Source organism: Actinopolyspora mortivallis, from assembly GCF_003001495.1.
Classification (GTDB): domain Bacteria; phylum Actinomycetota; class Actinomycetes; order Mycobacteriales; family Pseudonocardiaceae; genus Actinopolyspora; species Actinopolyspora mortivallis_A.
This window is the reverse complement of sequence record NZ_PVSR01000030.1, coordinates 15,495-28,827: the sequence shown is the minus strand read 5'-3', so window position 1 is coordinate 28,827 and position 13,333 is coordinate 15,495. Positions and strand designations below refer to the sequence as shown.

The following is a 13,333-nucleotide window of genomic DNA, read 5'->3' as shown; positions in this document are numbered from 1 at the left end:
GCATCTCGGGCCGCGCACACCCGCAACGCACACTCTGTTGCCAGTCACTCGCAGCTCGATGTATCTCAGCCGGCAGCACCGGCCCGTCCCCGGTGCGTACTGATTCAGGATAACGGGCGATCACGTCTGCCTCGGCACCCGTACGGCCGAGAAGGAGCAACCTCACCCCAACGGAATCAGGTGGATCCCCTCGGCTATGTCCGCACGGGTGACCACATGGACTCCACGCCACCCAGCAGGGGTGGTCGGAGCCAGCATCACCCGTCGGGTCCGACGGGCACGGCGTACATGGCGTACGAAAGACCGTGCCTTGATCATCCTACCACGTGCCCGCTGCCCCGCCAACGCGAGCCCCGGGGGAACGTCCACCCACACCAGCGTCGCGGTCCGTCCCGTCGCCGCGGCCAGGCCCAGCAGGGCCAGCCGTGCCAGCACACGCGTCGCGGGAACGTGGACCACCACGGGCCCCCGTACCCGGGCACAGCACAGCACCGTCCGCACGTAGTGGACCGGGTGCACGACACACCTCAACACCCGGTGGGGGAGTCCGGAACGGGCCGACAGCACGCGGTACACCCCCTCGGAGTCCAGCACCGTCACCGGCACGGAACTGGTCAGCGCACGCAGGGCGGTGCTCTTGCCCGCTCCCGGCAGCCCCGCCACGACCAACAACTCCCGCGGAGCCAGCCGAATCCCGACCCTCCTGGCCGGGGCGGCCCCCACGTCCCCTCCGCCGTCCACGGGAGTTCCGTTCCGCCCTGATCGACACCGCGTCTCCACTGCCACCCCAGCCTACGGAAACCGGCCCACGAGGGCACCGGAGAGATCGCGGGAGAGACCACCGGACGGCCCGCCCCCTCCACGGGCCGTCCGGTGTGGGCCCGGACACGTGGGCGGACCCGGCCCCCGCCCGACCCCCAGAACGGGCGGGGACTCCCCCCAACCGGCTCTGCCCAACGCGTCACACCGGCATTCTGGCCGGACTCCCGCGCCGCCCGAGACCGTGATACCCCCCGAACAACCCTGCGTAGTGCTACGCAGAACGCGGACCCCACGGTGCCCGAAACCACGCACGCCCGTCGGGTACGCGGCGGGAACACGAAAAACCGGAGAGGACGAGCCCCTGGGGCGCCCGTCCTCTCCGGTCGGTTCCCGTCGCGTCCGCTCAGACCGCCCGTTCGTCGGTCTCACCGGTGCGTACCCGTACCACCGAGTCCACCGGCGTCACCCACACCTTGCCGTCGCCGACGTTTCCGCTGCGGGCGGCGGCAACCACCGCACGAACCACCTCGTCGACCTCGGTGTCGTCGATCAGGACGTCGATCCTGGTCTTGTCCACCACGTCCACCGTGTACTCGGCACCCCGGTAGATCTCGGTGTGGCCCTGCTGTCTTCCGCAGCCACGGACCTCGGCGATGGTCATCCCCCGCACACCCAGGGAGACCAGCGCCGCACGGACCTCCTCCACGCGGGACTGTTGCACGACAGCCGTGAGCAATTTCATCGGAAACTCCCCTCCAGGGCGTCGGTCGAACCGCGCTCCTCCGTAGCGGGCCTGCGCAGAGTGCTGCCGACGTCGGCGAAGTGGTATCCGGTCTCGGCGTGCTCGGTCTCGTCGATGCCGGCGTGCTCACCACGCGAGTCGATCCGAAAACCGATGGTGCGCTGCAGCACCCAGGCCAGGAACCAGCTCAGCACCAGGGAGTAGGCCAACACCGCGACCGCGCCGACGGTCTGCCTCCACAGCTGGTCCACTCCTCCGCCGTAGAACAGACCGGCCACTCCCTCCGGGGCACTCTCCGAAGCGAAGAAGCCCACCAACAGAGTTCCGATCAGCCCCCCGACCAGGTGCACCCCGACCACGTCCAGGGAGTCGTCGTAGCGCAGCCGGTACTTGAGCTCCACGGCCAGGGCGCAGCAGGCCCCCGCGACGAGACCGATCGCCACGGCGCCCAGGGGAGTCACGGCGGAACAGGCCGGGGTGATCGCCACCAGGCCCGCCACGATGCCCGAAGCGGCTCCCAGCGTGGTCGGTCTGCCGTGCCGCAGCCGCTCCACGAGCAACCACGCCAGCATGGCCGCGCTCGCTCCCACCAGGGTGTTGAGGAACACCACGGCGGCGGTGTCTCCCGCGCTCAACGCGGATCCGGCGTTGAACCCGAACCAGCCGAACCACAGCAGTCCGGCACCGAGCACCACCAGCGGCAGGTTGTGCGGCTTGCCGGTCTCACGCGGCCATCCGGTGCGCGGACCGAGCACGAGCACCAGCGCCAGGGCCGCGGCCCCCGCGTTGATGTGTACCGCGGTACCGCCCGCGAAGTCGATCGCGGCCACCCGGTTGGCGATCCAGCCGCCCACGGCGGTGACCTCCCCGGCGGCGTTGGTCTCGTCGAAGGCGAAGACCCAGTGGGCCACCGGGAAGTAGACCAGGGTGGCCCACAGTCCGGCGAAGAGCACCCACGGACCGAAACGCGCCCGGTCGGCGACCGCCCCCGATATCAGGGCGACGGTCAGTATCGCGAACATCGCCTGGAAGGCGGCGAAGGCGAAGGTGGGAATCGTGTCGGAGAGCGCCTCTGCCCCGACCAGGCGAGACATGCCGAAGAACTCGGTCGGCGAACCGAGCAGCCCCACCCCTGCGACATCCGTTCCGAAGGCGGTGGAGTACCCGTAGAGCACCCAGAGCACCCCCACCAGCCCCAGACTGGCCAGGCTCATCATCAACATGTTGAGCACTCCGCGCGCGCGGACCATCCCCCCGTAGAACAACGCCAAGCCGGGGGTCATGAGCATGACCAGAGCCGCGCACACCAGCACCCAAGCGGTGTCACCCGAATTCACATCGCCCTCCCGTACGACCCTGCGTTCCGGACTGGGGCCGCATCCTCGGAGGGAGGTGTTTCCGGGCGGGAATGACGTTGTGTCCCGCCGATGACGTTCGTGGGCACACGGGTTACGAACGAGTTCTCCGGATGACCACGGTGTTACGTCGCGGCGAGGGCGAGCGCGGGCCACCGGTGGGCACGGACTCCGCCCGGACAGTCGGCCCCGGGCGCCACCGGGTGGCGGGGACGGCACCGGGGCGGGTGAGGTTGTCGGCCCGGAGGGACCGGACCCGACGGAAACCCCACGGACGCCGCGTCACTCCAGCAGGGCGTCCACGAAGGCCTGCGGTTCGAAGGGGGCGAGGTCGTCGGCGCCCTCCCCCAGGCCGACCAGTTTGACCGGAACGCCGAGTTCACGCTGCACCTGGAAGACGATGCCCCCCTTGGCCGTGCCGTCCAGCTTGGTGAGCACGATCCCGGTCACGTCGACGACGTCGGCGAAGACCCGCGCCTGGGCCAGCCCGTTCTGTCCCGTGGTGGCGTCCAGGACCAGCAGCACCTCGTCGACCTGGGCACGCTTCTCCACCACGCGTTTGACCTTGCCGAGTTCGTCCATCAACCCGGTTTTCGTGTGCAGCCGGCCCGCCGTGTCGACGAGGATGGCGTCCACTCCCGTGTCGGCACCGCGTTGCACGGCCTCGAAGGCCACGCTGGCCGGGTCCGCTCCCTCGTTGCCCCGCACCACCTCGGCACCGACGCGTTCTCCCCAGGTGCCGAGCTGTTCGACGGCGGCCGCCCGGAAGGTGTCGGCCGCGCCGAGCAGCACCGAACGCCCGTCGGCGACCAGCACCCTGGCGAGTTTGCCGGTGGTGGTCGTCTTTCCGGTCCCGTTGACCCCGACTACCAGCACGACGGCGGGTTTGCCTCCGTCGGAGGGATCACCGTGCGGCAGTGCCCGCACCGAACGAGGCAGTTCCGGACCGAGTGCCTCGACCAGCACCTCACGCAGCAGAGCCCTGGCCTGCTCGGGGCCACGCACCGCGCGAGCGGCCATCTCGGTGCGCAGGCGCTCGATGATCTCGGAGGAGGTGGCCGCGCCGATGTCGGCCATCAGCAGCGTGTCCTCGATCTCCTCCCAGGACTCCTCGTCCAGGTCCCCGGCACCGAGCAGTCCCAGTACGCCCTGACCGAGCATCGAGCGGGAGCGGGAGAGCCTGCCGCGCAGGCGTTCCAGCCGTCCGGCCGAGGGCTCGATCGGTTCGGTTCCGGCCCGCTCGGACTCCGGTTCCTCCTCGGGAACGGCCCGTTCCGGAGCGGACCCGGTTTCGGAACGTTCCGGGGCCGAGGTCGCCGCCCCCGCCTCGGTGCTCTCCCGCGGGATCTCGGGAGCCGGGCCGGTGGAGTCCTCCGCGGCGGTCTGCTGTTCCGGAACAGCGGGTTCCTGCCGGGGTTCCTCCCGTGTTTCCGGGGCCGTCCCGGCGTCTTCCACGGAGCTGTCGTCGCGGTCCGTGGTGGCGGCCTCGTCCTCGGAGGTGGTGGGCAGCGGAACGTCCACGATGCCGCGGCGCTCGCTGTCCCGGGGAACGGCGGCGTCGTCGCCGACGGCGGGCTGTCCCTCCGTCTCCGTGCGTTCCTCGACGGGATGCTCGGTCACGGCGGTGTCCGCGCCGCTGGAGAGACTGACACCGCCGCCCGTGCGATAACCACCGCCCTGGCCGGCTGAGGTGTCCCGCTGCTCGTCCCGGGAGAGACTGACCCGTCTGCGCCGGGCCAACAGGAAACCCGTGCCGACGAGCAACGCCAGCACCACCAGTGCGGCAACGACGATCAGGATCACATTCGTGGTGGTCACGGCCCCATCGTCGCACCCTCCGAGCGACCTTCCCGAGGCGACCCTGGTGGGGAATTCACCGAAAACCCACGTGTCGTACTTGCGTTTTCACCCGATAGTGATCTACACCACTATCATGGGAAAGTGCCGCGTCATCGGTCTGCTCTCCGGCACCTCCATGGACGCGTGGGACGTGGCTGCGGCGGAACTGACCATGCGCGCCGACGAGATCGAACTCCACCCCCTGGGGCACCTCGAACTCCCCTATCCCGAGGGGCTGCGCGAGGAACTGCGGAATCCGACCCCGGAGGAGAGCTGGAGCGCGCGGTGGTGCCGACTGGACGCCGAGACGGGGCGGGAACTGGCCCGAGCAGCCCGGATCGGGCTCGACGAACTCGCGGCGGGCCGAGCCGACCTGGTCACCTCGCTCGGACAGACCGTCCACCATCTGGTGGAACACGGCCGGACGACGGGCACCCTCCAACTGGGACAGCCCTCCTGGATCGCCGAGAGCACCGGGCTGCCGGTGGTGTCCGATCCGCGAGGGCGGGACGTGGCCGCCGGGGGCCAGGGAGCACCGCTGGCCCCGGTCTTCGACACCCTCTGGTTGCGCGGACTCCTCCGGGACCGTCCTTCGGCGGAAGCCCGCTCCGCGACCGCCGCGGCACTGAACATCGGTGGGATGGCCAACATCACCGTGCTGGGCGAGGCCGGAACGCTCGGCTACGACACCGGACCGGGAAACGCACTCATCGACGCCGCCGTCTCCCTCGGACCGACGGGACGGACCAGCGACCACGGGGGTGAGATCGCCGCGCGTGGACGGACGCGCACCGACCTGCTGGAGGAACTGTGGAAGGACGACTACTACGCCCGCCGCCCCCCGAAATCCACCGGAAGGGAACACTTCGACCACGACTACCTCCGCCGACGACTCGCCGAAGTTCCCCACGTGGACGAGGCGGACCTGGTGGCCACCGTCACACGGCTCACCGCGCTGACCGTGGCCGAGGAGTGCTCGGCGTGCTCGGCTGACTTCGTGGTGGCCTCAGGAGGGGGTGTGGCCAACCCGGTGCTGTACGGGGAACTGCGCCGGGAACTGGGCAACCGGGGCATCGAACTGTCCACGAGCGACGAGCACGGAGTTCCCCGCGCGGCCAAGGAGGCCTATCTGACCACGCTGCTGGGATTCCTCACCCTGCACGGGATCGCGGGCAACGTGCCGAGCGCCACGGGAGCGGCCGGACCGAGAGTACTGGGCAGCATCACACCGGGTCGGGCCCCTGTTCGGCTGCCTCCCCCGCACCGGACGCCGGTGCGCACCCTTCGGGTGCTCGGTTGAGCACCCCCGCCCCACCACCGACCGGGAGCCGCCATGCGAGTCGTCGACCTGGCGATCATGGGAACCTACCTGATCGCGACACCCGCGCTGGGGATCCTGCTCGCGGGCAGGCAACGCGGCACACGGGACTACTTCCTCGGCGGGCGGAACCTGCCCTGGTGGGCGGTCTGCCTCTCCGTCGTGGCCACCGAGACCTCCACGCTGACCGTGATCAGCGTGCCCACCGTGGCCTACCTGGGCTCGTTCACCTACCTACAGCTCGCGCTCGGCTACCTCGTCGGTCGCACCGTGGTCGCCCTGGTCCTGCTTCCGCGCTACTACACGGGGAACCTGGTCAGTGCCTACGCCTTCCTCGGGGAACGCTTCGGAGGTGGACTCCAGGGAACCGCCTCGGTGACGTTCCTGGTGACCAGGCTGCTCGCCGACGGGCTCCGTCTGTTCGCCACCGCGATCCCGGTGAAGGTGATGCTCGGCTCCTTCGGGCTGTCCGTGACGTACTGGCAGATCATCCTGGCCCTGGCGACGCTGACCGTCGTCTACACCTACTTCGGCGGTATCCGGGCGGTGGTGTGGGTCGACGTGGTGCAGATGAGCGTCTACGTCGGCGGCTCCGCGGTCGCCGGGCTGATCCTGCTCGGAAAGCTCCCCTCCGGCTGGTTCGACAGGGCCGTGGAAGCGGGCAAGTTCCAGCTGTTCGACGTCGGAACGGCCGTGCTCACCAACCAGTACTCCGTGGTCACCGCGCTGGTGGGGGGCGCCTTCTTCGCCATGGCCTCCCACGGGGCCGACCAGTTGATGGTGCAGCGGCTGCTCGCCTGCCGCACCCTGGCCGACAGCAGACGTGCCGTGATCGTCAGTGGTCTGGTCGTGACGGCACAGTTCGCGTTGTTCCTGTTCGTCGGGGTGATGCTGTGGGCGTTCTTCTCCGGAGCCGATCCGGAGGCGATGGGGATGGCCAGCAGCGACGAGCTTTTTCCCCGGTTCGTGGTCACCGAACTGCCCCCGGGACTGACCGGGCTGCTGCTGGCGGGCATCCTCGCGGCGGCGATGAGCACGCTCTCCTCCTCGCTGAACTCCCTGTCCACCTCCACCATCAGCGACCTCTACCAACGGCTCACCCGACGGGTCCCGGACGAGTGGACGCTGTTGCGGCTGGCCCGGACGGCCACGCTCGGGTGGGCCCTGGTGTTCGTGGGGTTCGCCTCGGTGTTCACCACCACCGACAACCCCGTCGTGGAGGTGGGTCTGGGCATCGCCTCCTACACCTACGGGGCGTTGCTGGGCGCCTTCCTGCTGGGGCTGCTCGTCCGAGGAGCTCGGCACGGTGACGCGCTCGCAGCCTTCGTGACCACCCTGCTGGGAGTGCTCTGGCTGGCCGGGGGCGTGACCTTCCCCGACGGCCAGGGCGGTCACGCTCCCCTGGCCTTTCCCTGGTACACCCCGATCGGGGTGGTGATCACTCTCCTGGTGGGCGGGCTGCTCTCCCTGCGCCACCGCGTCGGCACAGTCGGGGGGAAGACCGCTTCCGAACGCGTACCCGACCGACCCCCCGAGCGCCCCTGAACCCGCCGAGACGGCGTCACGTCGGCGCGGACGCCTCCTGACCGGGTGTGGACTCGGCCTGGTCCGTCCCCGGCTCCCGGTCCCGTGTGTTCCCCAGGCGCTGGGAGATCACCGTGGTGACACCGTCACCGCGCATGCTCACCCCGTACAGGGCGTCGGCGATCTCCATCGTCGGTTTCTGGTGGGTGATGATGATCAGCTGTGAGGTGCGACGGAGCTCGTCCAGCAACCCGATGAGCCTGCGCAGGTTGGTGTCGTCCAGAGCGGCCTCGACCTCGTCGAGCACGTAGAACGGCGAGGGGCGCGCGCGGAATATGGCCACCAGCATCGCCACGGCGGTCAACGACTTCTCCCCACCGGACAGCAGGGAGAGGCGTTTCACCTTCTTGCCGGGAGGTCTGGCCTCCACCTCCACACCGGTGCTGAGCATGTCGTCCGGATCGGTGAGCACCAGCTTGCCCGAACCTCCCGGGAACAGCACCGAGAAGACCTTCTCGAACTCCGCGGCGACGTCGTGGAAGGCCGAGGAGAACACCTCCAGGATCTTCTCGTCGACCTCCTTGACCACGTCGAGCAGGTCCTTGCGGGTGGCCTTGAGGTCCTCCAGCTGTCCCGAGAGGTACTTGTACCGCTCCTCCAGGGCCGCGTACTCCTCCAGGGCCAGAGGATTGACCTTGCCCAGCGCGGCCAGGTCCTTCTCCGCCCGTTCCGCGCGACGCTGCTGGGTGGCCCGGTCGTACGGCAGCGCCGGCGGAGGGGAGACGTCCTCGCCGCGTTCCTTCGCGGCCTCGTACTCGGCGGTCTCCGCCGGGCTCGGGGGAACGGGCACGTCCGGCCCGTACTCCTCGACCAGCTCGTCGAGCGCCACACCGTGCTCCTCGACGATCTTGGTCTCCAGTTGCTCGATCCGCAGTCGCTGTTCGGCCCGGGCGACCTCGTCCCGGTGCATGGCGTCGGTGAGCTTCTCCAGCTCGCCCGAAAGCTCACGTACCCGGTTGCGGACCGTCTCCAGCTGACGTTGGTTCTCGGAGTGGCGAGCCTGCACCTCGTCCCGGTGCGCCCCCGCCGAACTCAGGGACTCGGAGATCCGGTGCAGGGCCGTCCGGCAGTTCGAGATCACCATCTCCGCCACGTGAGCACCCGCGGCCCTGGCCCGGCGGGCCCGCTGTGCCCGCTGGCGCCGTTCCCGCTCCTGACGCGCCGAACGACGCAGTTGCTCGGCCTTGCCCTGCAACGCCCGAGCCCGCTCCTCGGCACTGCGCACCGCGAGCCGCGCGTCCATCTCCCGCTGACGCGCCTCGTCGAGTTCCGCACTGATCCGGTCGCGTTCGGTGGTGTCGGGTTCCTGTTGTTCGTGTTGCTCAGCCTCGACGACTTCCAGCCGTTCCCGCAGTTCGGCGAGTTTGTCCACCGACTCCTGACGGGAGCGCTCCACCTTCTCACGCTGGCTCCGAAGCCGCTGGACCTCGGCGTCGGCCGAGCCCGCGGTCTCCTTGAGGCCGGAGAGCCGCTCGGAGCTGCGCGCGTGCCGCACCCGGATCTCGCCCAGCTGCTCCTGGGCCAGGCGCACCTCCTCCTCACGTTCCCCGAGTTCGGAGCGGGCTCCCTCCAGGGTGGCCCGGCAACGTTCGAGCCTGCCGCGGGCCGTCTCCAGTTCGGAGTTGGCCTCCTCCACGGCCGCCTGGGTTTCGAGCAGACCTCCCCCGGCCCGTTCTCCCGCACCACCGAACGACCAGTCACTGCCGAGCAGATCCCCCTGCCTGGTGACCGCACGCACCTCGGGATGCCGCTCCACCAGAGCCTCGGCGTGTTCCAACCCGTCGACCACGGCGACCCGGTCCAGCAGGTTCAGCAACGCCGGACGCAGTTCCTCGGGGGCCTCGACCAGGTCCACGGCCCACCGGGCCTCCGGACCGGGATCCGGCCAGCCGGTGCGCTCGGAAACGGCGGTCGAGCACAGCAGCATCCCGCTGGTACCGGCCTGCTCCTCCCGCAACAGCCGCAGGGCCGAGGCCGCGTCCGCGACCCCGCGCAGCGCCACCGCCTCGGCCACCGTGCCCAGGGCCGTGGCCAGAGCGACCTCGAAACCGGGCTCGACGGACAACAACGTCGACACCGAACCGAGCAGACCGGGCACCCGTTCACCGGCCTCGAGCAGCGCCCCGGCACCGTCCCCGGGGGACAGACCGAGGGACAGCGCCTCCACCCTGGCCTGCCAGGAAGCGATGTCGCGTTCGACGGTCCGTTCCTCGGCCAGCAGCTCGTTCACCCGCTCCTGCGCCGCGTCCCTGGCGCTGACGGCGGTCTCGTAGCGCTGCTGGGCCTCCGCCTCGGAGGTCCCGTCCGGGCCGTCCTCCTCGGCGACGGCCTCCTCGTAGGCCTGCCAGGCGGTGCGCGCGCGCTGCTCGGCCTCGTCGACCGAGGCGGAAAGCCTTTCGAGTTCCTCGTCGGTGGCGGCCACCTTGCTGCGCATGGACTCCACCTGACCGGAGAGCCGGGCGGCACCCTCCCTGCGGTCGGCTATCGCACGGACGGCCTCCATGTGTTCGCGTTCGGCCCGCTGGAGGGAACTCTCCAGCCCGGAACGCAGCTCGACCACCTCGGAGAGATCCTGGCGGACGCGTTCGACCTCCTCGTTGGCGGTCTCCTCGCGCTCGGCGACCTCCTCGGCCTCGGCTTCGAGTCTCTCCGGGTCCTCACCGCCCTGGTCGGGTTCCTGTTCGGCACTGAGGTGCTTGTGTCGTTCCTCCGCGAGGCGGAGCGTGCCGTTGAGCCGTTCCTGCAGGGCGGACAGGCGGTACCAGGTGTCCTGGAGCCGGTTCAGCCTCGGGGCGTCGGCGTCGACGTGTTCCCGCAGTGTCCGTTCCTGGTCCTGGGCCTGCTGCAACTCCTTCTCGGCCTCGGCACGCTTGTTCCGGGCGGCCTGCTCGTTGGCCTCCTCCTTGGCGAGCTCGGAACGTGCCGTGACCAGGTCGTCGGCCAGCAGCCGCAGCCGCGCGTCCCGCAGCTCCGCCTGGATCGTCTGGGCCCTGCGGGCGACCTCCGCCTGCTTGCCCAACGGTTTCAACTGTTTGCGCAGCTCACCGGTCAGATCGGTGAGCCTGGTCAGGTTGGCCTGCATCGCGTCGAGCTTGCGCAGGGCCTTCTCCTTGCGCTTGCGATGCTTGAGCACCCCCGCGGCCTCCTCGATGAGCCTGCGGTGCTCCTCGGGCTTGGCCTGGAGGATGCCGGAGAGCTGCCCCTGCCCGACGATGACGTGCATCTCACGTCCGATGCCGGAGTCCGACAACAGCTCCTGCAGATCACGCAGTCTGCAGGCGTTGCCGTTGAGTTCGTACTCGCTGGCTCCGTCCCGGAACATGCGTCGGGTGATGGACACCTCGGTGTACTCGATCGGCAACGCACCGTCGGCGTTGTCGATGGTCAGGTTCACCTCCGCGCGCCCCAGCGGGGCCCTCCCCGAGGTCCCGGCGAAGATGACGTCCTCCATCTTGCCGCCCCGCAACGCCTTGGCTCCCTGCTCCCCCATGACCCAGGTCAGCGCGTCCAACACGTTGGACTTGCCCGAGCCGTTCGGCCCGACCACACAGGTGATCCCCGGTTCGAACCGCAGGGTCGTGGTCGACACGAAGGACTTGAATCCCTTCAGCGTCAGGCTCTTCAGATGCACCGGCCCTCAACGACCTTCCACGAGGCATCGACTACACACGGCTACTGAACCGTTCGGGGGAGCTTACTCGCCCGAGGGGGCGTCACCGCTCCGCAGGGGAGGGGTCGAAATCACCTCTCGACGAACCCGGTGACTCCGCGCGGCTGGGACCACTGCTCGGCGACATGCTCCACCGATCCGGGCGTATCACCCGAACGTAGGATTTCCAACAATCGTTCGCAGGACGCCCCGGGGCCTTCCGCCACCACCTCGACCCGGCCGTCACGCAGGTTGGTGGCACTGCCGGCCAGTCCCAGTTCCAGCGCCCTGGCACGGGTCCACCAACGGAAACCCACCCCCTGCACTCGGCCACGAACCCACGCCGTCAGGCGTGTGAGCTCGGTGTTCGTCGATTCGGACATGTTCACCTCCACACCTTGTCCCGTCCCGTTCCCGCTCCCACGGGGGCTCCTCCTCACCGGCGAGGACACGGGTACGAAGGAGACACGTGGCACTCCTCCGAACCGCCCAACCCCCACCCCACCGTCCGGGTGCCGGTCGCTACCGTAATGCCGAAGCGGGCGACCACGCGGAGGACTCACCGCGTCGGTTCCGCACCCGCGGAACGCGGGACCGCACGGCGGGTACCGCGCGCCGATTCGCGAACACGAGTGGGTGACCCATGGAACCTCTCCACGACGACCCGGACGCCGGCCCGAGAAGACTGGCCGTGCTCGCCGGATTCGGTCTGATCATCTCGACCGGTTTCGCCACCGTGGCGGCGATGGCGCTGAACGGCGAGTCCCGGGAGGAAACGGCTCTTCCCGACACCGTGGTCACCTCCACCCCCGGTTCCGAACGGACCCCTGCGGGACTCGCCTCCCCGGACACCACCGTCACCACCTCCCGGACCTCCGAAGGTGGTCAGCCCTCCGGATCGGCTCCGGCGACGGACGAGAGCGCCGCTCCCGGTCTCTCCCGTACCGACCACCGGGACGGCTCCGAGGACACGGGCGGAGAGGGCGGAGAAGAGGAGTCCCCGCACGAGGAGAGGCCCGACCCCGAGCCCGGTGAGACCTCCCCCACCGAGACGGAGGAACCCGAGCAGAGCAGCTCGACGACCACCCCGCCGGAAACGACCACCGATCCCCCCTCGTCCTCCGAGCCTCCCTCGTCGTCCGGCTCCAAGCCGCTTCCCTCCGACTACTCCTCGCAGAGCACCACGAGCTGACCGCCGGGCACGACCGGCTACGTCGGGTCGCCCGGGATCACCAGATCGGCCGCGTTCCTGGTGGTGGCCACCAGCTCCGCGTTGCGCTCGTCACTGCGGTACACCCACTCGGTGGCCTGCCGCCGGGACATGCCGTAGCGCATGTGCCGACCGATCAACCGGTTCACCCGCTGCCGGTCGTCGGGTTCGAGGAACCAGCACTCGTCCAGCAGGCCACGCACGTGCCCCCAGACTCCCTGGCCGAGCAACAGGTAGTTGCCCTCGGTGATCACCAGGGGAACCTCACGGGGAACGGCGATGGCCCCCGCGTAGGACTCCTCGACCTCGCGACGGAACTCGGGGGCGTAGACCACCTCGTCCTCGGCGGCCCGCAACCTGCGCAGCAGTGCCACGTATCCGGCCGCGTCGAAGGTGTCCGGAGCGCCCTTGCGGTGCTGTCTGCCCAACCTGCGCAGTTCGGCTCCCGCCAGATGGAACCCGTCCATCGGCACGAGAACGGCGCGATCCTCCAGCCGGGCGAGCAGCTGCTCGGCGATCCTGCCCTTCCCCGAGGCCGGGAGACCGGCGATGCCGAGAAGACGACGTCGCCCGTCGGCGACCAGCTCCGAGGCCCGCCGGGCCAGGTCCTCCACTCCTCCACGGTGTACGGCCGGCTCGGAGCGGCCCTGCACATCCGCACGTTCCGCTCGTTCCGCCACGGCATCCCCCGTTCCGTGCGCTCCGTCGGACCCGCCGGGGCGGTCCACGGACGACCGCCTCGTGCGGCTCAGCATAACCACTCCGGTGACCCACTCACCCGGAATCTCCGTCGGAGTCCTCTGGGAGGTCCTTCCGGTTCGGACCGCCCTCGTCCCGGAGGGCGGTCCACCGAGCTGGTCGGGGCCCCTGCCGA

General features: G+C 69.9%; 10 protein-coding genes. 3 read left to right on the top strand and 7 right to left on the bottom strand.

The genetic code is table 11. The features are described from left to right. Positions 1 to 162 precede the first annotated feature (162 nt). The 4 genes from CEP50_RS14960 to ftsY all read right to left on the bottom strand — a co-directional run bounded on the left by CEP50_RS14960 (position 163) and on the right by ftsY (position 4,677). Complete coding sequence (locus tag CEP50_RS14960) at positions 163 to 741, bottom strand: AAA family ATPase (RefSeq protein ID WP_106114571.1); 579 nt, start codon at positions 739 to 741, stop codon at positions 163 to 165. Between the two features lie 424 nt (positions 742 to 1,165). Next, positions 1,166 to 1,504: a P-II family nitrogen regulator gene (locus CEP50_RS14955; RefSeq protein WP_106114570.1), complete on the bottom strand. Its 339-nt coding sequence runs from the start codon at positions 1,502 to 1,504 to the stop codon at positions 1,166 to 1,168. Then, complete coding sequence (locus CEP50_RS14950) at positions 1,501 to 2,841, bottom strand: ammonium transporter (protein ID WP_106114569.1); 1,341 nt, start codon at positions 2,839 to 2,841, stop codon at positions 1,501 to 1,503. Before CEP50_RS14950 ends, CEP50_RS14955 begins: the two co-directional genes overlap by 4 nt. 300 nt (positions 2,842 to 3,141) lie before the next feature. Beyond that, positions 3,142 to 4,677, bottom strand: coding sequence for a signal recognition particle-docking protein FtsY (gene ftsY, locus CEP50_RS14945; protein WP_106114568.1), 1,536 nt, complete (start codon positions 4,675 to 4,677; stop codon positions 3,142 to 3,144). 115 nt (positions 4,678 to 4,792) lie between these two features. Here ftsY and CEP50_RS14940 point away from each other — a divergent pair, with 115 nt between their 5' ends. Together CEP50_RS14940 and CEP50_RS14935 are read left to right on the top strand one after the other, a co-directional pair. Beyond that, positions 4,793 to 5,998, top strand: coding sequence for an anhydro-N-acetylmuramic acid kinase (locus CEP50_RS14940; protein ID WP_106114591.1), 1,206 nt, complete (start codon positions 4,793 to 4,795; stop codon positions 5,996 to 5,998). A 33-nt stretch (positions 5,999 to 6,031) separates the two neighbouring features. Further along, on the top strand, positions 6,032 to 7,561 hold the full coding sequence (locus CEP50_RS14935) for a sodium:solute symporter (RefSeq protein ID WP_106114567.1): 1,530 nt from the start codon (positions 6,032 to 6,034) through the stop codon (positions 7,559 to 7,561). A gap of 16 nt (positions 7,562 to 7,577) precedes the next feature. On the opposite strand, the gene smc is transcribed toward CEP50_RS14935, so the two are convergent. Both smc and CEP50_RS14925 read right to left on the bottom strand, forming a co-directional pair. Next, on the bottom strand, positions 7,578 to 11,231 hold the full coding sequence (gene smc, locus CEP50_RS14930) for a chromosome segregation protein SMC (RefSeq protein ID WP_106114566.1): 3,654 nt from the start codon (positions 11,229 to 11,231) through the stop codon (positions 7,578 to 7,580). A 110-nt stretch (positions 11,232 to 11,341) separates the two neighbouring features. Then, positions 11,342 to 11,632 (bottom strand): acylphosphatase, encoded by a 291-nt coding sequence (locus CEP50_RS14925; protein ID WP_106114590.1) that lies wholly within the window; start codon positions 11,630 to 11,632, stop codon positions 11,342 to 11,344. Positions 11,633 to 11,892: 260 nt separating this feature from the next. On the opposite strand from CEP50_RS14925, the gene CEP50_RS14920 reads away from it, so the two are divergent. Next, positions 11,893 to 12,441 (top strand): hypothetical protein, encoded by a 549-nt coding sequence (locus CEP50_RS14920; protein WP_106114565.1) that lies wholly within the window; start codon positions 11,893 to 11,895, stop codon positions 12,439 to 12,441. Between the two features lie 17 nt (positions 12,442 to 12,458). Here the strand turns inward: CEP50_RS14920 and CEP50_RS14915 are convergent, their stop codons facing one another. Then, positions 12,459 to 13,214, bottom strand: coding sequence for a nucleoside/nucleotide kinase family protein (locus CEP50_RS14915; protein ID WP_219905494.1), 756 nt, complete (start codon positions 13,212 to 13,214; stop codon positions 12,459 to 12,461). Between the last annotated feature and the right edge of the window lie 119 nt (positions 13,215 to 13,333).

Coding starts and splice junctions, on each gene's coding strand:
- CEP50_RS14940 (WP_106114591.1), top strand. CDS start 4,793: ATGGGAAAGTGCCGCGTCATCGGTCTGCTCTCCGGCACCTCCATGGAC.
- CEP50_RS14915 (WP_219905494.1), bottom strand. CDS start 13,214: ATGCTGAGCCGCACGAGGCGGTCGTCCGTGGACCGCCCCGGCGGGTCC.
- CEP50_RS14920 (WP_106114565.1), top strand. CDS start 11,893: ATGGAACCTCTCCACGACGACCCGGACGCCGGCCCGAGAAGACTGGCC.
- CEP50_RS14955 (WP_106114570.1), bottom strand. CDS start 1,504: ATGAAATTGCTCACGGCTGTCGTGCAACAGTCCCGCGTGGAGGAGGTC.
- CEP50_RS14925 (WP_106114590.1), bottom strand. CDS start 11,632: ATGTCCGAATCGACGAACACCGAGCTCACACGCCTGACGGCGTGGGTT.
- CEP50_RS14935 (WP_106114567.1), top strand. CDS start 6,032: ATGCGAGTCGTCGACCTGGCGATCATGGGAACCTACCTGATCGCGACA.